Here is a 19,684-nt window from a genome sequence, read left to right as displayed (position 1 = left end):
CCACTAAAGTCGCCGCTAAAGAAGCGAATCTCATCGCGTGTGAGGGACCCAAACCCAACGGTATTGCCCGCAAACCCCCAGTTCAGACGCTGGCCGTCGCTGCGACCGAGCCACCAGTTGCCGTCGCTGGCGCAGTAGAACAGCACGTCGGTGCGACCGTCACCACTAAAGTCGCCGCTAAAAAACCGAATCTCATCGCGTGTGAGGTTGCCAAACCCAGCGGTATTGCCCGCAAACCCCCAGTTGAGACGCTGGCCGTCGCTGCGACCGAGCCACCAGTTGCTGTCGCTGGCGCAGTAGAACAGCACGTCGGTGCGATCGTCACCACTAAAGTCGTCGCTAAGGAAAGTCATGGTGGAACCAGATGCAGAAATTTGGGCGATCTTCAAACCAGAGTTGCTACCGTCCCACCATTTGCTGCTGGGACTTGTGGTATCAGAGAACTCAGTCTTATACGGGGCAAGGAACAGATCTGTGCTATCGCCCCCATTAACACCTTTCTCCAGATCGAAGCGGTTATCGGCCTGTTCCAAAGAACATTCGTAGTGTTCGCTGGGAGTCATCTGTTCATTGTTATTGCTCCCCTGTTCGTCAACGTGCCAGATAGCCAGTCCCGCATGAGGTAACGAAGTATCTCGACCTGTCTTTTGCCGGTTCTCGATGATGAAATACTCCGTCGCGTTTTTGGCATAGACGTAAAAGTCATTGTTGGCAGCAGAGAGGCTCGCCGTCATACCTGGAGTTATGGACACCACCTTTGTCGCCCAGCCCGCCTCATTTTTTAAGTAGGCACAGACTTGCACTGGGTTTTTATCATCTCCGCCATAAGCCATGAGGCAATAATTACCTACTCCATAAGATTCGTAGCCATAATCGTAGAAATCAGGAAAATCGCAGATCATGTGGCCATTTTCATGACAGAAGGTTCCCAAAGTCAGTTCACTACCGATATTGGTGATTTGGTAGTCATACAACTTCTTCCCTCCGACATCGTAGGGTGAAGCTAAACTCCAGGAGTGTGGCCAAAGCCCTTTAGCCCAATTATTAACCCTCTGTCCGACGTAAAACACGTTCAAGGCATAGACATAGCCGCTACTGTCGCTGGTAAGCTGACTGAAGTTAAAACCTTGGGATTTGAGGTAATTGAGTGCTTCAACGATCAGTTCCCTGGCTCGAATACCATAGGAAATCGTCTCGTCGGTGTAGTATGAGCGGTTATGGGCAGCCGTATAATATTGGGTCACGACATTGGTGTAAGTTAATTTACCCCGCGAATTGTCGTAGAAATAATCGCGTACTGACCCATTATTTCCAAACCCGTTGTAGCCCGGTAGGTTACAGAAGTTGCTTACCTCTTGCTGGGAAATGGTTGCGGAAACGTCGGGGAACTTGATCAAGATACATAACCCGACATAGTTACCAGTGGTGACAGTTGCGAGTGGCAACGCATCAGGCCCCGTCGTCGGCATTATTCCCCGTAACTGAGCCTTTTTTTGCCGACGACGGACTTGCCAGCGGCTTGCCTCTCCTTGCTGCATAGGTGCGCTCAGAGCTTTTTGTTTGGCACTATCCCGTCGGATGCGGATGTGTGGCTGAAGCCCTAAGCTTTGTGGGTCTAGCTCACCCACTTTGGCATCCGTTGGCAAAAGCTCATTTTTGTCATCGGAAAGCTGCGCGTACTTGTAGAAACCCGTGTCAGGGTCTTTAACCACGGTAAAACCATCAAGGGTTTCAAAGACCGCGTAATACTGGTTACCCGAACCCCTGACTTGGATGGTGCTGCCGTCGGGATTGGTAAAAGTAAATTCCTCGTTATTGAATGGCGTAGGCATAGATTATGTTCTCCTTCGGACAAACATTTTTGATCCATCAATGAGAAGTAATGTTAAACAGTTTGTCTAAGCAGCTTTTCAAAAGCTGGATGACCGCCTTTGATCTAATTCTGCCCAAAATAAACTGGGGAGGCAATACGACGATCTGCGTATAGGATTATGAAGATATTGCAACAAACTACCCTTTGATCAGCCCCAACTTTTCCAGTGCCACCATCACAGCACCCGTTCGAGTTTGCACACCCAACTTTGCGTAAAGATGCTCCAAATGTTTTCGCACCGTTCCCTCAGTGCAACCCAGCACTCTAGCAATTGAGGCATTGCTTTTATCCTTGGCAATCCAAAACAGTACCTCCGCCTCGCGTTTGGTGAGTCCTAGCAATTCCAGAGCCGAAATCGAGAAGGATGGCAGTTCTCGTTCTTCCACGAGGATAAGATACTGCTCCCTGATCGGGTGGGGAATCAGACGGACGCTCAACTGTCGTCCTGCTTGCTCCATCTGCAAGGGTAAACAGGAGGATACATTTTCATTGAATGTGAGTTGTGCAATCTGATGCTTGAACCAATGGTGTAAGGGTTCTGGCAATGAGTGTGGGCCACGCGCTAAAAAATACTGGCTTAACAGTTTTTCTGCCCGTTGAGTCATGAACTGCACCTGCTCATCGATCACCACAATAATTGCCCCCATACGATCCAAGATTTGCTTGAATTGTGTTAGGGTGTGCTGATTTTGGCTGAATGCATGGTTATTCTCCTCTGCCTGCATCAGGTGGGGGTGCAGGCGGTTCTCTACGCCGCGATCGCCTTCTGGGAAATTCATTCGGGCGAACGACTTAGCCGTCGCCGCGCCAAGAGCTTCGCGACTCAAGGAAATCCCTTGATTTGTTACCATAAATTCCTTCGCGATTCAAAAATGACAAAGCCCGCGCCGCAACGGTGACAAATACCGCCTCCGGCAAGCTAAAGCAAACCCCATCATTGGGCACTGAAATGGGGCGCTGGTATTAGCGACCCTGACGCAGCACGATATTTGGCCTGCGGATGTCTAGGACTTTAGCCAGTCCTCCGAAATTGTCCTAACCCTCTTGGCGAGTGCTATATGTCAAAAGTCCCCCTTCATCAAGCTGTCCGCCCTTTTTTAAGACTAGGGGGAACTGCGGATTTAGGGGGATTGCGCTACGCGAGAAAACGCGAAAGATCAAGTGTTGCATTATTTTGGTAAATTTTTCTGAATCAAGTATTTTTTTATACATAGAGTCAAAATGTTTTGCCGAGATTTTGGCGGAATATACGGATAAAAACGAGATACAAGGTATAAAAACATACCCATATCAGGAAAAGAGAAAGAGATTGGCGCAGCCTGCGCGTAGTGCCGCGTCGCCGCAGCCCAGGAGAATCACTCCTCCCATAGCTGGCGGAATTTCTCGCGATCGCTGACAACAGTTATAAATGCCACCTGAAATTCTGATATTTGACCGCTTCAAACTTCAGATAGCGGTCAGTTGGTGAAAACTTGACTTTTACATCTCGATCGCAGCAATAATGCTGCACCTACAACCTTTGATGCAAACCTGAAACCGCCAGAATTAGCCTGAACGGACTTGCCGATCCGATTAATATGAGACATCCCCTGACATCGTGGATCCATGCTAATCCAGCACAAAAAACGGTAACTTCTGGGGGTTACAAATAAGTTAACAGATCATCCTAGAAATGTGTTGCCATTTTGGCAGATTTTTCATTAAAGTAAGACTTTTTTTTTGCTTTTTACAGAAAAAATTATGGCATCCTTGAAAGTGGTTAATTAGTAAGGCTTTGAGTCTTAAATCTTGATCGCAGCCAGAAGACCGCACCCACAACCCTTGATGTAACACAGAATGAGTCCGACTTAGCTTTGATATACCGCCGCGTCTCGTCCCACCCTACGGCTTGTAGGGGCAAAGCATAAAGCCTGACGGCATAGCGAAAGCTTACCGGGCAGTTAATTCTCGGTTTTCACCGTTAACATAATTACCCAAACAACCAACCCATCCGCTGCCAACTTTACTAATTACTCAAACAACCAACCCATCCGCTGCCAATCCGCTGCCAAGGTAGGGGCGAAGCATTCCGTAGGGGCGAAGCATTCCGGTAGTTAATTTAATATTTTCAGCATCAAACTTCTGCCGGAATGCTTCGCCCTTACAATATTTTCAGCCATAATTTGTCTGCCGGAATGCTTCGCCCCTACAGGTATTTGTGGTTTACTCGCGGAGAAAATCTGTGTAATTACCCAAACAATCAACCCATCCGCTGCCAACTGGCTGCCAAATTTTTTCACCACAGAGACACAGAGGAATTAACAACCGTAGGGACTTGGGCCAGCCGTGTCCCTACCCGCCCCATCACTCTAACAACGGCAAACCATTCACAATATCCACTGTCTCTAAACTAACCGTAATTACTTGACCAATTAACCGGACAATATATTGTTCATCATCTAAGCGGTTAGGGTCATTTTCAATGCCACTTCTTTTATCAACGGTTACTTGATAGCGATCGACAATCCAATCTAAAGCGGAACGGTTGCCCAGACGATATTCAAAGACTTTCGGGGGAATACCCGCTAAAGTGAGAAACTCGTTATAAATTAACTGGGTTTTATCTTTACTCAGCTTCATCTTTTCCACTCGCCAATTTAAGGTAACCTCATTATTTTCGATAAATTTTAGGGGATATTCCGGTTGTTGTTCATAGTTGAGATGAATTTCCCCCAGGCGTTTTCCCGCATTGGCGAAACTATCAAAGTCTGGGGCGTAGGGAATGCGGGGTAATTCTCGTTTTAGGTTATCGGCGTATTTTTCCCGATAGGTGGGATGGTGTAAAAGGGCATAGATATAATAGAAGATATCCCATTTACTGATAGCGGGGTTTTGGTATTCTTGGCGAAAAGCATCTAAAGCCCAATCGGTGATATTTTCTTGGCGGTTAGTTCCGTCTTCATCGTAGGTATAGAAGGGGAAACATTGGGTTTTTTCTAAAATATCTAAGCAAGGTATTATTGGAGTCATCAGACAATGAAAAGGCTTACTACTACCGATACCACTTAAGCAAATAACTCGATTCTCTTTCTCAGTCTCCGGGGTAGGGAATATGTAGGGAAATTTACCGCGTACATCATTTAAGTAAGCAGCAAAGTATAGAAAAGAAGAGGTAAAAGGACGATAGAGAGATTTTCTGATATAATCTGGGTCATATTCTGCGATAATCCCTTGCTTTAAATATTTTTTTAAGTCGCGAGACCAGCTAATTTTAGTATCATCATAGGTGACAAAATTATCAACTCCAATAGATTTATCTTTGCAATCCTGCCATTTTCTCACTTGTTCATTATAAGTTGCGATCGCCCGTTGAATATTGGCAGCCAATTCATCGGCATTAAAATTATAAGCCCAAACATCGCGATTAGTTGCAACTCCTAAACTAAATATCTTAAAAATAGTATCGGTTGCTTCTCCCTTTGCTGCTTTGGTTTCCTTAGTTCCCATTGGGATAAAAGTTTCAAAATCAGCCTGCAACCCTGCGGTTAACCAGGTATTTTTTTTGTCTGGTTTAATTTCTTGCCAGTCAACCCCAGCTAAATGCTGAGATTTTTCTAAATAGGTATATTTTTCCTCTTTGCGCCAAAACTCACCCACGGCTGCATAGTAAATTTGACATTGAGATTTTTGACCTTCTTTCTTTTTAATCAACAGGTTAATACTCACCCCTACTTGAATCCCAAAAACATTATGAGTCGTTCCTGATAACTTGGGATTAGTTCGCACATTACCCCCCAAATCTAAAACATAAATCGCGTCAAAATCTTGGGCTAAATGTTGCCGCATCCCATCAAAAGCAATATTATCAATAAAACTGTTATTGCTGACAAATGCCACAATTCCCTCATCTTTAATTCTATCCGATGCCCAGCGAAATGCTTTCACATAAGGATCGGAAAGCTTATTTTTTAAAGTCGCTTTCGAGTCCTTAGCATAAGTCTCCGCTACCCGTCGATCAACCCCTCCCTTTTGGTCATATTTCCGGTTTTTATTATTATCATTCTCATTTTCCTGCCCTACATTATAAGGAGGATTGCCAATAACCACAAAAATCGGCGAATTTTGCTGCCGTTTCACCCGTTGGGTATTTTCTGGAGTAAACAAATCCAGTTGCAACGACTCTTGATCCGAGAAAGTATCCACCAAACAAATCCCTTCAAACGGCTGATATTGCCCCGTTGCCGTCAAATATTCATGCTCAATATTCATCGAAGCAATATAATAAGGTAACAACATCACCTCATTGCAGTGCAACTCATGCTCATATTTATAAGATAAAGCAGTTTTTCTAATTTCCCGCATCACCCGCATCAGAAAATTACCCGTGCCCACAAACGGATCCAGAATATGCACCCCTTTGTCGCTGAGAGATTTATTAAACTCTTTTCGCAGAATCTCATCAACACTTTTCACCATAAAATCTACAATCGGCTGCGGAGTATAAACAATCCCGTGAGTATCCGCTACCTTAACCGCAAACCCTTGGAAAAACTTCTCATAAACAGTGTTTAAAAAATGCTGTTTCTCGCTATAATCGTTAATAGTGGCGGCGGCTTCTTCTAATGCCCGATAAAAATAATCTACCTCCGCTAAAAAATGGGCGCGGCTAAAAGACTTAGAGGTTAAAGCCGAAATCACCTTCTCAATTTCCACCGCGATAATATTGCGGTTAGTAAAATCAGGGTTATTAAAAATCTGGCGAAAAATCCGTTCCGTGAGTAAATGCTGAGTCAGCATCTCTTCTACTGCCGCATCAGAAATATTAGGATTAATCGACTGACGGCAAAGATTACTAAACCCATCAAAAGCATCAATAAATTTTTTATTGGTTTTCCGTTGCCCCTCAATTAACTCAACCAGTTTTTCCCCTAAGCTGCGAACTCTGTCCCCAAATTCTGCGGCGGCTTTTTCCCAATTTTCGATCTGGGGTGGGCGATATTCAAAAAATAGCTTAAGACTTTCTACCAGAATTTCCGGTTTAGTGATATCCCCATCATAAACTTGCTGTCCCCCTTGCCAAATAATCACCCGTTCAGGAGACTGAAAAATAATGTTATCTTTGGGATAGCCTTTGGCAAATTTCTTTTGCACTTCCTTGGCTAAATCATCTTCCGTATCTTTGGCTTCCCAGACCCCATGTTTGAGGGTATCTTGCCGAACTAATAACCCATCAACTTGGATTCGCTTTTTCTCGGTTAATTTTAGGCTATTTTCCTGTAGCAATATCCAGTTAAATTGCTGACAACAAGCGGTGAGCAAATCAGCAAAAGCTACTTTTACTGCCCCTTCATTAGCTGCCCCCAACTTAGCAAAGTTTTGTAATGTTTCGTAATATAACTTTACTGGTTTGTGGGTAGGTTTGAGGTTGAGAATAGCCATGAGCTTAATCCGATTTTTGTATAGGCGAAATTAGCTATATGTTACCACAGAGGTGGGGCGGAGGGGCAGAGGTGCAGAGGTGCCCGCCATCGGTGTGGGGTGCCCGCCATCGGCAGAGGTGCGGAGGGGCAGAGTCAACAATCAACAATCAACCACCAACAAACAACCACGAACAATATATATATGTCGGCACATTTTCCCACTTTAACATTTTCTCTATGATATAATATACTTTCGGAGTTGTCAATAGTTTTTGAGAAAAAAGTTGGCGGAATTTTTACCACAGAGACACGGAGAAACACAGAGGACTCTGTGGTAGCAATTTAGGCGTTATTTGACCTTATAATTGGGTCTTAGAATTCGGCCAAGGAATTAAAGGATCTTGGGATAAGCGGTCAGAAACCCTTTGAGCACCGAGGGCATTTAAGTGACTGGGGTCGGAAAAATATTGATGCTCGTTCGGCCATTCTTGACTAAAATCTCGGAAGATAAATCCATGTTGCAATGCCAGCCCTAACATATACTTTTGAAAGGCGCTTTCATGTTTCATGCGAATCGGATCTAAATAATCTTCGGTTAGGGGAGTGTTAACAAAAACCAGTGAGACTTGATGCTTGTTGAGAAAGTCAAGTAAGTTAATGGTTGCTGTAGTTTGTTGACCCGTAAGGCTAAAGGATTCATAGTCAGCGTCATAGTCCCCAGAAACGAAAGCATATTGCTCATAATAACTCTTCGGGTCGAACTGAATGCTGATGGGCAGGAAACCATTAAAGTGACTGATAGATTTACCGTCGGTAATTGTGATTGCATCTAAAGGATTTACGGTGCCGTCTGAGGCCGAGTCGCAAACCAAAGATGTGTCCCCAGTTTTATCGGTACTTTGGCAAGAAAGAGACTTGGTTGAATCAGCGGATTTCTGTCGATCGCTAATAGAATTGCGGAGACTATAGGCAAACCAATTGTGCAATTCTTGGCGTTGAGAATAGGTAGCAGAAAGCGAGCCGACTTGTTCATTAAGCCATCGGTCAAGTTGCTGGTAGGCATCAGAGAAAGAGATGCCTTTTTTGGCTCGTTCGGCGAGGGTGGAGGTTAAGGAAGCCAAAGAATTTCCTGATTTAGATTCTGGGGGCAAAATTGCCGGGGGTGAACCGAATTGTAATTCTTTGTAGCCTGCGGAGGCGGTAATCATTTGAAAAGTGCGATCGCTTCTACCACTATTAAAAGCGCGTGCCCCATCGGCCCAAATAATTAAACGAGGCAACTGTTTAGCCCCAAGGAGTTGACGCACGAGCAAATCCACTACTTGAGCCGTTGCACCATTAATCCCAAAATTAAAAATGCGGAGATTAGGATAGCGATCGCTAAGTTGACGATGCATATGCCCTGGATCGACACCCCGTAGAGCGCGGGAACTGCCCACAATCAGCACATCGGGCACCCCATACTCAGCCACATACTGAGCATAAATCGCCAATTGGTCGTCCAGTTGCTGACTATTAAACGAAGGATATTTAAACTTTTCCGCGAGTCGGGGGCTAAAAAATTCAGCATCTCCGGTCATAGCTTGAGTAAAACCAGAAGCGTTAAACACTTCAGAGTTGTCCTCGGCCTTTGACCAATTCATATTGCCTAAATCGGAGTCACTGGCTCCGGTAAAATCCATCAACTCTTGATTGTCGATTTGGGTTGAAGCGGGCAGCAGGGCTGAAGATTCAGAGACTGCAGTGGTTGCTTGCCACTGCGCTTGATTAGTTTTGAACTGCTGGATTTGTAGCAGTTCCGCCAATAACCAATCCGCTTGCAGGGTAAACAATAAACCCAAAAGTCCCCAAATCATGGTTACTTTTGCCGAAGTTAAGTTGGTACTGGGGGAAGTGGTAATGGGAACAAAAAGCCCAGAGAGGAGTAACCCTTGCTGGAGAGGATTGGGAGATGCTTCTTTCTTTTTCCGAAGTTTGACGGTGAGTGGCTTAGTCAGACAAGATTGTAAATCGTCTGAGTTGAGATCGGGATGCATCACCAAATTGCCCGGTTGGGGCAACAAGTCGGCAGTCGTCACCAAAGATGCGGGTTCGGTAACGGTAAATTCTGGGATGGTTTCCGTGCGAGACGAGCGGGACTGAAAATCCAGGCCATAGCGCCATTGCCCCTGGGCTTTTTGAAGCTGTTTTTGTCCCGCTCGCCTGCCGTAGACGCGCACTCCCAGGGTTTGCGGCAGATTCAGAGTAGCGACAAACTTGGCAACTTTCGCTCCGATCGCTCGCGGGGGGCAGGTGGGGGCTTCCACCAGAATATGCAGCAGGTCTGCTTTTTGACGGAGGGAAACCCGTATTCCCCCGGTATTGAGTTTTTCTTCCAAATCCGGGTGGAGTAGGCGATCGATCAAAAAAGTCAGGGCGGACAAATCTCCATTCTGGGCTAACTCCATCGTCGTGGGGGCAAGATGGCTAAACCGAGAAGCGGGCAAATCGATCCAATCTACCCACAGGGGGGTAGCATCCATATCCAGGGAACTGGTAGATTTATCACCTCTGAGACCATAGATAGTGACGCCATAGATATTCTGGGGGGCAATAGTTTCTAGGAGGGGAGCGATCGCTGCCTTAACTGCTTCCTTGTGAAAAGTCGTCGAATCCGTCCCATAAGCCGCTGAATCGATGGCAAAACCTGGGTCGCTCAAAAAGATATGTAGGGTCGATTCTTTCAGCACCCCAGAAATCTGTAAATCTTCAGCAAAACTACCCGGTAAAGCTTCCCGTAACCGTTGATGCAACAGTTGGGTAATTGCTTCCACATCTCCCCACCTGGCCCAATCTTTGAGCATCAGTTTTGCGGGGGTCAAATCGACCCGGAGAATCCATTCCGGCTGTTTTTCTCCGCTCACCTGACCGAGAATCACCGCATCTTTAAAGCCCTGTAAATCCAATTCTCGTAAGCGGGCGCCGAGGGAAGGGGCAATAGACAAGGGTTCTGGACTATAAGCAGACTGGCAAACCACCCAAAGACGCTTTTGGGGTTGAGAGTTGACCGCCTCCACCTTAGTATGCAGATAAACAGCCGACCAAGGATTAGGGGCAGCCGATGCAGGATTTGGCTCGGCTGCCTCTGTCCCTGCCGAGGGTGATGGGGAAGCGAGTGATGATTCCAGGGTTTGAACTTTCACAATCACCTTAACCCCTAAACCCCAAGACTTCAGGGCGTGACTCAGGTAATCGGCGATCGCCTTGGGATTTCCTTCGCGGGCAGCGTGCCAATCCTCGGACGGAGGGGGCAAAACTGGAGAAATTTTTTGCCTAGTTGGTCGCTGAGTGGTTTCCAAATCTGGAGGAGGTGCGACCCTCTCAGGGTCTTGAGGATTGAGTCGGACAGTCCAATTGGGGCGCTTTTGGCCGAAACTCCGACCGTGAACACAAATCACCAACACAGGTGGAGAACCTGAAGGCAAAAAATTCTGGAGATTGATTTGCTTAAGACCAAGAGTTAACTGGTCAACCACAATCGACACTTCTGGACAAGCTTCCCCTTCGCAGAGAATATCCAACAGATTCTGGCGTTGCCAGCATTGCACCTGAACGCCGGGAAGATTGACACAGCGAGTAGCCCAGTCATTGAGAGATAAATGACTGGTGGCGGTTTTCGGTGATTGGGTTAAATGCGGGGAGGGTGACATAACTGCTTATCCAATGAGTGCCTTCAGAGATACCATAATAACCACGAAATTTTGGCATAGTTGTATGCTGAAACTATCCCCAAAATTTCAGGAGGAATCAATGCCTAAGTTTCAGCCTGATTCTCAACCAGAGATGACTGCTAATGCAGCGGAAATGTTTAAGCAAATCAACATTGCTTCAGAGTCCCTGATTGCCTGTATAACCGTACCCATGTTACTGGGACTGGTTGGCGGAAAAGCGATCGCTGATGGCTTACAAAGCCTCGGTCAAGCCAGTGAAGAAATCTTTCGAGGCGATCGCCTCCCAGTTCTCCACTTTCCGGTGGCAGCGGACGCGAATCCTGAACAATAGTCAGAGAACATTAATTCCAGCTTAACCGAGGGAGAATAGATAATTGACCTTGCCTTCTGGGAGATTTCGACCCAGCCGAAGCATCTCCCAGGGGCAACAGCCGACGGCGCGGATATCGACTTTGTGATTTGTGATAGTAAACAATTATAAAGCCGCACAATTATATCAGTTATAAACGATTTACCCAGAGTAAGTGGTGGGTTGTGTTGAATTGCTCGTAAAATTATGGCGTAAGCTCCATCAACCCGGTCTATGATTACCCAAACATCAGACACCCAAGTCAACGTAGGGGCGCTTGGCGAAGCGCCCACGGAAATTCTGCTGCGGCATCGCCTCAAAATTGTAGAAGATATTTGGGAATTTGTTCTTTCTCAGGAGTGCGGTGCAGAATTTGTGGAGCAACTGAATCAAATGCGTTCGATGTGTTCTCCCGCGAGACAAGCGACCCAATTTTCAGCGTTTCCGATTCTCAAAATCGTGGAACAAATGGAAATTGAGCAAGCGATTCGTTTTTCTCGGGCTTTTGCTCTGTACTTTCAGATCATTAACATCGTTGAACAGCACTACGATCAGCGCTCTCAACTGGCTTACCGGACTTCAGGCGATCGCAATTTTCCCAATAGTCTGCAACGGGCTAAACCAACGAGTTCCCGCTTTAGTCAATCAGCCCCGCATCTCAATGGAGAGACTCAGGTAGCCAACAAAAAGCTCAAATCATCTGAAACCACACCCCGTGTGGTGCCGGTGGAGAACGACTTATCTCAGGGAGATACACCGAAAACCTCTCCAGAGTTGCCAGAAAAGCTGACAATTTCCCATCAGTGCTTATCGGAGCTGAGCATTTTTGCCACCAACCCAGTCCAACGGCGAGATTTAGGCACCTTTAACCAACTCTTTAGCAATTTATTGCGTTTGAATGTGCCGCCGCAGCAAATCCAGAAATTGCTAGATGAACTAGATGTCCGGTTGGTGTTTACGGCTCACCCCACGGAAATCGTGCGCCATACCTTGCGGACAAAGCAACGGCGCATTGCCAAACTGCTGCAAAAGCTAGACCGACTGGCGGATGCCCAAATGTTGCTAGACTTTGAGGATTCGGAGGACGAAGACACGCTTCTGGATCAGCTAACGGAAGAAATCCGTCTCTGGTGGCGGACTGACGAGTTGCATCAGTTCAAACCCACAGTGATGGATGAAGTGGACTATACGTTGCACTACTTTGAGGAAGTCCTGTTTGACGTATTGCCCTTACTGCATGAACGACTCAAACGTTCCTTGCAAAGTTGTTTCCCTTACCTCAAACCGCCGCAGTATAATTTCTGTAAATTTGGCTCCTGGGTGGGGGCAGATCGCGATGGCAACCCATTTTGTACCCCAGATGTCACCTGGAAAACCGCTTGCTACCAACGGCGCCTAGTCCTGGATAAATACATTGAATCCATTGAGCAGTTAGTAGAAATTCTGAGTGTCTCCCTCCACTGGAGTGAAGTTTCCCAGGAACTTTTAGACTCCTTAGAACAAGACCGACTGAACTTTCCAGACATTTATGAGGAATCAGCGATTCGCTATCGCCAAGAACCCTATCGGCTGAAACTGACTTATATTCTGCGGCGGCTGAAAAATACCCGCGATCGCAACTCCCGTTTATATGAACAAAACATCTTGGATTTGCGATCCTTCAAGGAAAAAATCAACCTCCCCATGTACCATTCTGGGGCAGAATTTCTGGCCGAACTCAATTTAATCAAACGCAACCTAGACACCACAGGTCTAACCTGTCGGGGGATCGAAACCCTAATTGCTCAAGTAGAAATTTATGGCTTCCACCTCGCGGCTTTAGATATCCGGCAAGAATCAACCCGTCACTCGGAGAGCATGAATGAAATTCTCGAATACTTGCAAATCTTGCCGCAATCTTACAACGAGATGCCCGAAGAACAGCGGATTTCTTGGCTGATTCGCGAACTGCAAACTCGCCGACCATTGATTCCTGACTCCCTGCCCTTTTCTGAATCAACCAGCGAAATTATTGAAACATTTCGCATTGTCCGCAAGTTGCAACAGGAATTTGGCCAAGAAATTTGCCAGACCTATATTATCAGCATGACCAAATCTGTCAGCAACTTACTGGAAGTCTTGCTGCTGGCTAAAGAAGCCGGGTTATACGATCCCGCCACGGGCATTAGCACCCTCCATGTCATCCCCTTATTTGAAACCGTAGAAGACCTAAAAAATGCCCCAGGAGTGATGAAACAGTTGTTTGATTTGCCCCTGTATCGGGCAATACTCAGCGGGGGTTATCGGGGCTTATCCGGGGAGCAGCGATCGGGGTCTGAGTCAATCCCTGGGTCGGTTGGTAAAAATTCCCATCAGACCGGGACATCCGAATCATTGCAAGAAATTATGTTAGGCTACTCCGACAGTAACAAAGATTCGGGTTTTCTTAGCAGTAATTGGGAGATTCATAAAGCTCAAAAACAACTGCAAAAAGTAGCCGAACCTTATAACATTGTCTTACGCATTTTTCACGGACGGGGCGGCTCCGTGGGACGCGGTGGCGGGCCTGCTTATGAGGCAATTTTAGCTCAACCAAATCGCACGGTGAATGGCCGGATTAAAATTACGGAACAAGGGGAAGTTTTAGGCAGTAAATATACATTGCCAGAGTTAGCGCTTTATAACTTAGAAAGCATTTCAACCGCAGTAATTCAAGCCAGTTTATTAGGGTCTGGCTTTGATGATATTGAACCGTGGAATGACATTGTAGAAGAGTTATCGGCGCGATCGCGGGCTTGTTACCGGGCGTTGATTTATGAACAACCTGACTTTGTGGATTTCTTCATGGAAGTCACCCCAATTCAAGAAATCAGTCAACTGCAAATTTCTTCTCGTCCGGCTCGTCGTCGTACTGGCAAAAAAGACCTCAGCACCTTGCGAGCAATTCCCTGGGTATTTAGCTGGACGCAAACTCGTTTTCTGGTGCCTGCCTGGTATGGAGTCGGCACCGCTTTAAACGAATTTTTACAACAGGAACCCGTAGAACACCTGAAACTCCTCCGCTATTTTTACCTAAAATGGCCATTCTTTAAAATGGTGATTAGTAAGGTAGAAATGACCCTCTCTAAAGTAGACCTAGAAATTAGCCATCACTACGTTAACGAACTCTCAACCCCAGAAAAACGTGAGGCATTTCAACAACTATTTGCCCAAATTAGCAATGAATACAACCTCACCCGTGATTTAGTCCTGAAAGTGACTGGCCATGAACGCTTATTAGATGGCGATCGCGCCCTCCAGCGTTCAGTCCAGCTACGCAACCAAACCATTGTCCCCTTGAGTTTATTGCAAGTTTCTTTGCTCAAACGACTCCGGGAACACAATACCCTAATGCCTTCAGGAGTCATCCACTCTCGCTATAATAAAAATGAATTATTGCGTGGTGCATTACTCACGATTAATGGCATTGCCGCTGGCATGAGAAACACCGGCTGATGGTTATTGGTTATTGGTTATTCGTTTTTTGTGGCTGGTGAGCGAAGCCGAACCAGTGATTGACCGTTGACCGTTGTAGGGGCGTTCTCGCATTCGCCCCTACCCCTCCGCCCCCCGCTCCCCTGCCCCCCCTGCCGATGGCGGGTCGGTGAGCACCGCTGCCCCCTATTCTCTGTTCCCCCCAAAATGCTTGGCAAACTTTTTTCAGAAAAACGTATATTAATTTGTACCTTTGTCGCGCTGACATCAGGCTTTTTTGGCTCTTATCTAGGCGGCCAAATCAATTGGTTCGCTCGGACGGCTCAGTGTCAAAACCAGCCCGAAGGATTAAATCATCTTTGTCGGGCATGGCAAACTCCCGGAGCCCTGTGGAAAGGTACTTTAGTCGGTGCTTGGATGGGGACAATTCTCGGTGCATTTATAGCCGGTTTAGCCACCAGAGAGGTTGAAAAGCACGATGGTGACGCCGAGTTGATTCAGAAGCAGGCGATCGCCGAATCGGGCTCACTCCCGTTAGAAGGACTAACAGCGGATGAAATTGCCACCCTACGGAGGGTATGGCGATCGCTCCTGGAAGCGGAAAAAAAAATCCCCCTCAAATCCTCAGCGGGTGATGACAGAGAGCAAAAGCCCTCAGAACCCATCAACAGTCCGCTATCATTGGCACAGTTTCTGGATTGGGCTGATGCGGTAGCAAAATCTACCCCAAATCCCCCTAAAATGAGTCGAAACCAGGGGCGAGAAATTTTAATTTATCTAGGTTTTCCCGAAAGCAGCATCGATACAGTGTGGCAAAACTTAAACCGATCAAATAAGTAGTAATTGCCTGTTTTTCAAAATTTATATAAACAATTAATAGTTAACAAGTTTTAATGATTAATTATGAACAAAAAATTAACCATGACTGATAATTACTCAATAAATTGATTCTTGCTAAAATCTATCGTCAAACCGTCAACATCACCGAACCAGAGGATATGTATAAAGCTACTGAACTGCTGATTGATGATTTTGTCAAAAAATTGCGATCGGCTTATCATCGCACTTATGGCAGACTGAAGCCAGACTATCCCGATATCTTGGCTTGGGCTGGAGCAATGGCCTTAGAAAACATTGCCAATAGTGATGCTCTTTATCACAATATTGAACATACCATCATTGTCACCTTAGTAGGCTTGGAAATTTTGCGTGGCAAACATATCCAAGAAGGGGGAGTTTCTTGTGAGGATTGGTTACATTTTACGATTTCTTTATTATACCATGATATTGGCTATGTCAAGGGAGTTTGTCTTCAAGATCGACCCGGATGCTATGCCACGGGAATTAATAACACGATGGTAGAATTACCTGCGGGAAAAACTGACGCTAGTCTCGCTCCTTATCGTGTCGATCGCGGTAAGCTATTTGTTCAAGAAAGATTTGGTGGTCATAAGCTGATTAATGCCAAAGAAATTCAGAAAAATATTGAATTTACTCGTTTTGCTTTAGCCTCAGCTTTGGCTCCTGAAGAAACCAAGACATACCCAGGATTAGTCCGGGCGGCAGATTTAATTGGGGAATTAAGCGAGGAGCGCTATTTTTTGAAATTACCGGCATTATTTTATGAATTTGAAGAAACGGGATATAATCAACAACTAGGGTGTAAAGGACTCGGAGATTTACGTCGGCACTATACGGAATTTTACTGGAATACGGTCTATCCGTTTATTGCCGATGCGATGACTTATTTAGAGTTGACCCAGGAAGGAAAACGAGTGCTAACAATTCTTTATAGCAATCTGTTTGCCATAAAGAATTCATCAATTGATAAAAGCAGTAATAAAATCATTAATAAAATCATTGACCCTGGGTAAACAGAGAAAAGAGATGCCTAGAAAAGAGATGCCTAGAAAAGAGATGCCTAGAAAAGAGATGCTAATATGAACCATGAAAATTCTCCCTCCTCTCCCCCTCTCTCCTCTGTGCGCTCTACTCTCCCCTCTCTCCTATCCCCTCTCTCATCTCTCCTCTGATGTCAATTGATGTCAATTATGGACTCAAGAGAATTAAACGGTTCCAGAACTGAGGTAAATTCTTTCAGCGACTTGCTTAAATCGTCGCAGTTGAGCCTGCATATCTTGTCGCGTCCAATTCGCCGCAAACCGATTGAACCCAAACTCAACGATCGGATTGGGAATCGAAAACTCAAAGCGATTCACTAATCGAGTGCCTTTGCCTTCAGGCTGACATTCCCAGCGATCGCGCCCGGTAAAAAAACCCTGAAATTGCCAGACGATCAACCCGGGTTCTCGTTCGACCACCACACTATTGAGAGTGGGTTGCCACAAGGGAGTCAAGATTCTAAATCGACTTCGACTGCCTAGTTCTGTACTCCACTCGCCCACCGGATCGCACCGTAAAGCGGGATTGAGCCAAAGATGCATTAATTCTAAATCAGTGATACAGCGTTCTACTGTGGTAGCGGATGCGCGAATTTGAATTGACTGCTCAAAAGTTTGACGAGAGACCATTTTTATGCTATAGGGAAGTGATAGACGGTAAGGGGAAAAAATACTCGGGAAGGATTAACTCCTCTAATCGAATAACATAGTAAAAAAACTCAGAATTATCAAAATCTTAGAAAATTAATTAAAAATTAATTTTTGAACAGCTTGAATAATCTGAGTTAGATATATGGCAAGCTATATGGCCAGCTATATCGCCAGCTACATCATAAAGCTTCCAGGAATTGCCGAGATTGTCAACAAGTAGCAATTCTTAACCAACAACAAGGCAACCAAATCAGCATCAGTCTTGTAAGATAGTGCCAAGTGCTGTACAAATTCTGAACAACGAGACAAGATCGAGACAAGATATTTTTGGTTTGTCCGCACCGTAGAGAAGTTTAGGATAAAATCACTATGAATGAAATTTTGCAAATCACTAGGATCCCAGAATCGGGTTTAAGACTGGGGTCAAATCTGTTATTAGCTCAGGAAAATGCAGTCAGTTCTGCCCTGAGTCCTGTCACTTCGTTTTTCCAAAAAATGGGGGAACAAGTGGGTAGCTTTTTACCGAGTTTAATTGGCGCGATCGCCATCCTGCTGGTGGGTTGGATGTTGGCAAATGCTCTCGCCCTGGGAACAAAAAAACTCCTTGACGCCACGGAAATTGACAACTGGATCGCAGCTAAAGTGCTGGGTCGGCAACCAAATGACCCCAAAGTTCCTATCGAAAAATGGGTGTCCCAATTGGTGTTCTGGGTGATTATGATTTTCGCCCTGGTTGCGTTTTTCAATGTTTTAAATTTAGATATTGTTTCCCAGCCACTGAATAGTTTTTTACAACAGATATTTAACTACCTGCCCAAAATCGGCGGTGCCGTGGTAATCCTCGGAGTCGCTTGGATTGTGGCGACGATGACTAAAGCCATCGTTACCCACGGGTTGCAAAGCTTCCACTTGGACGATCGCCTAGCAGAACAAACAGGTGGCGAACAAAGCCCCTTTTCTTTGAACGAAACCCTAGCCAATGCGATGTATTGGTTCGTGTTTTTGTTCTTCCTGCCTTTGGTATTGGATGCCTTGCAGTTGCAAGGGCCACTGCAACCAGTCCAAAATCTGCTTGATACGATTCTTTCCGCATTGCCGAAGATTCTCACCGCTGTGATTATTGGGGCGATCGGTTGGTTTATTGCTTGGATTGTTCGCCGCATTATCACTAATGTTTTGGCGGCAATGGGGACGGATCAAATCGCTTCTAAGATGGGACTGACCCAAACCGATGGGGGAATGTCTCTGTCTGGGCTGATCGGCACTTTGGTCTATGTGTTGATTTTGATTCCTACGGCGATCGCGGCTCTCAATGCTCTGCAAATTGAGGCCATTTCCGCTCCAGCGGTGTCGATGCTGCAACAAATCCTGAATACTATCCCGCAGATTTTTACGGCAGCTTTAATTTTTGCCGTGTTCTATGCGATCGGCCAATTTATTTCTGAGTTGGTCGCCAAAATCTTGGCTAGTCTTGGGTTTAATAATATTTTCCAATGGCTCGGTTTGCCCACGGTTTCCCCGTCGGACAATGCAAGCAATTCTGAAACCATCTCCGTCAACAAAACTCCTTCAGAAATTGCCGGAATTGTGGTGCAAGTTGGCATTATGCTCTTTGCCGCAGTAGCCGCGAGCGAAGTGCTGGGGATGCCTGCGCTGACCCAAATTGCTCAAGGGATTCTCCAAGGTTCTGGCAACGTTTTGGTTGGTCTGCTGGTCTTTGGAATCGGTTTATATCTGGCGAATTTAGCCTTTACCCTGATTTCTGGGGCCGGTGGTGCCAACGCGAAAATTTTAGGCAATAGTGCGCGGATTTCGATTATTGCCCTATCCGGTGCAATGGCTTTACAACAAATGGGCATTGCTACGGATATTGTTAATTTAGCCTTTGGACTGCTCCTGGGCGCGATCGCCGTGGCGGTGGCGATCGCCTTTGGCTTAGGAGGTCGCGATGTGGCGGCTGAACAGTTGAGACAATGGTTATCTACCTTTAAAGATAACGACAAATAGAGAATTGATTCTGAACGGTTAACCACTCTTAGTTGACCGCTAACTGTGAGATGAAGCCACATTATTTTCTATTTTCAGTCAAAATAATGTGGCTTTGTCCGATATTTTTAGATTTTTTTACTTTAAATTAACAAAAATTACTTTAAATTAACAAAAATTTAGGTGAAATGCGAACAAATAAATCAAAATAAATTAAAATAAATCAACATAAATTGGCGATCGCCCTATCCCCTAACCTGCCTAGCCAAATGTTATCAAAATTTGAAATTAGGCAGGGGTTTCCGGTGAAACCATAGCAAACAGCGAAATTTAGACAAAGGCTAGGGCGTGTCATCAATTAA

At 45.6% G+C, this 19,684-nt stretch carries 11 protein-coding genes; 5 read left to right on the top strand and 6 right to left on the bottom strand.

Going from position 1 to position 19,684, the window contains the following annotated elements:
* The 5 genes from AM228_RS27140 to AM228_RS27120 all read right to left on the bottom strand — a co-directional run.
* On the bottom strand, positions 1 to 1,832 hold a 1,832-nt coding region (locus tag AM228_RS27140), incomplete at its 3' end, for a M6 family metalloprotease domain-containing protein (protein WP_197285431.1).
* Positions 1,833 to 2,010: 178 nt separating this feature from the next.
* The gene (locus tag AM228_RS27135; RefSeq protein ID WP_231636964.1) at positions 2,011 to 2,724 is read right to left on the bottom strand and encodes a response regulator transcription factor; all 714 of its coding nucleotides are present in this window, start codon (positions 2,722 to 2,724) and stop codon (positions 2,011 to 2,013) included.
* A gap of 1,242 nt (positions 2,725 to 3,966) precedes the next feature.
* Positions 3,967 to 4,155, bottom strand: coding sequence for a hypothetical protein (locus AM228_RS27130; RefSeq protein ID WP_054470031.1), 189 nt, complete (start codon positions 4,153 to 4,155; stop codon positions 3,967 to 3,969).
* Positions 4,156 to 4,216: 61 nt separating this feature from the next.
* Positions 4,217 to 7,291, bottom strand: coding sequence for a type ISP restriction/modification enzyme (locus AM228_RS27125; RefSeq protein ID WP_054470030.1), 3,075 nt, complete (start codon positions 7,289 to 7,291; stop codon positions 4,217 to 4,219).
* Between the two features lie 340 nt (positions 7,292 to 7,631).
* Positions 7,632 to 10,961, bottom strand: coding sequence for a hypothetical protein (locus AM228_RS27120; protein ID WP_054470029.1), 3,330 nt, complete (start codon positions 10,959 to 10,961; stop codon positions 7,632 to 7,634).
* A 100-nt stretch (positions 10,962 to 11,061) separates the two neighbouring features.
* Between AM228_RS27120 and AM228_RS27115 the strand changes: the two genes are divergently transcribed.
* The 4 genes from AM228_RS27115 (at position 11,062) to AM228_RS27100 (ending at position 16,658) form a co-directional block, all read left to right on the top strand.
* Complete coding sequence (locus AM228_RS27115) at positions 11,062 to 11,313, top strand: hypothetical protein (protein ID WP_231636963.1); 252 nt, start codon at positions 11,062 to 11,064, stop codon at positions 11,311 to 11,313.
* 252 nt (positions 11,314 to 11,565) lie between these two features.
* Positions 11,566 to 14,805, top strand: a complete 3,240-nt coding sequence (locus AM228_RS27110; RefSeq protein ID WP_054470028.1) for a phosphoenolpyruvate carboxylase — start codon at positions 11,566 to 11,568, stop codon at positions 14,803 to 14,805.
* Positions 14,806 to 14,991: 186 nt separating this feature from the next.
* Positions 14,992 to 15,624: a hypothetical protein gene (locus AM228_RS34630; protein ID WP_072160946.1), complete on the top strand. Its 633-nt coding sequence runs from the start codon at positions 14,992 to 14,994 to the stop codon at positions 15,622 to 15,624.
* Positions 15,625 to 15,782: 158 nt separating this feature from the next.
* Positions 15,783 to 16,658 (top strand): Npun_R2479 family HD domain-containing metalloprotein, encoded by an 876-nt coding sequence (locus AM228_RS27100; protein ID WP_054470027.1) that lies wholly within the window; start codon positions 15,783 to 15,785, stop codon positions 16,656 to 16,658.
* Between the two features lie 192 nt (positions 16,659 to 16,850).
* On the opposite strand, the gene AM228_RS27095 is transcribed toward AM228_RS27100, so the two are convergent.
* Positions 16,851 to 17,315, bottom strand: a complete 465-nt coding sequence (locus tag AM228_RS27095; RefSeq protein ID WP_054470026.1) for an SRPBCC family protein — start codon at positions 17,313 to 17,315, stop codon at positions 16,851 to 16,853.
* 390 nt (positions 17,316 to 17,705) lie between these two features.
* Between AM228_RS27095 and AM228_RS27090 the strand changes: the two genes are divergently transcribed.
* Positions 17,706 to 19,343, top strand: a complete 1,638-nt coding sequence (locus AM228_RS27090) for a mechanosensitive ion channel (RefSeq protein WP_054470025.1) — start codon at positions 17,706 to 17,708, stop codon at positions 19,341 to 19,343.
* Positions 19,344 to 19,684: the final 341 nt, after the last annotated feature.

The organism is Planktothricoides sp. SR001, from assembly GCF_001276715.1.
GTDB classification, from domain to species: domain Bacteria; phylum Cyanobacteriota; class Cyanobacteriia; order Cyanobacteriales; family Laspinemataceae; genus Planktothricoides; species Planktothricoides raciborskii.
The sequence above is the reverse complement of the archived record's forward strand: the minus strand, read 5'-3'. Positions and strand labels throughout refer to the sequence as shown.

Coding starts and splice junctions, on each gene's coding strand:
- AM228_RS27135 (WP_231636964.1), bottom strand. CDS start 2,724: ATGGTAACAAATCAAGGGATTTCCTTGAGTCGCGAAGCTCTTGGCGCG.
- AM228_RS27125 (WP_054470030.1), bottom strand. CDS start 7,291: ATGGCTATTCTCAACCTCAAACCTACCCACAAACCAGTAAAGTTATAT.
- AM228_RS27120 (WP_054470029.1), bottom strand. CDS start 10,961: ATGTCACCCTCCCCGCATTTAACCCAATCACCGAAAACCGCCACCAGT.
- AM228_RS27115 (WP_231636963.1), top strand. CDS start 11,062: ATGCCTAAGTTTCAGCCTGATTCTCAACCAGAGATGACTGCTAATGCA.
- AM228_RS27110 (WP_054470028.1), top strand. CDS start 11,566: ATGATTACCCAAACATCAGACACCCAAGTCAACGTAGGGGCGCTTGGC.
- AM228_RS34630 (WP_072160946.1), top strand. CDS start 14,992: ATGCTTGGCAAACTTTTTTCAGAAAAACGTATATTAATTTGTACCTTT.
- AM228_RS27100 (WP_054470027.1), top strand. CDS start 15,783: ATGTATAAAGCTACTGAACTGCTGATTGATGATTTTGTCAAAAAATTG.
- AM228_RS27095 (WP_054470026.1), bottom strand. CDS start 17,315: ATGGTCTCTCGTCAAACTTTTGAGCAGTCAATTCAAATTCGCGCATCC.
- AM228_RS27090 (WP_054470025.1), top strand. CDS start 17,706: ATGAATGAAATTTTGCAAATCACTAGGATCCCAGAATCGGGTTTAAGA.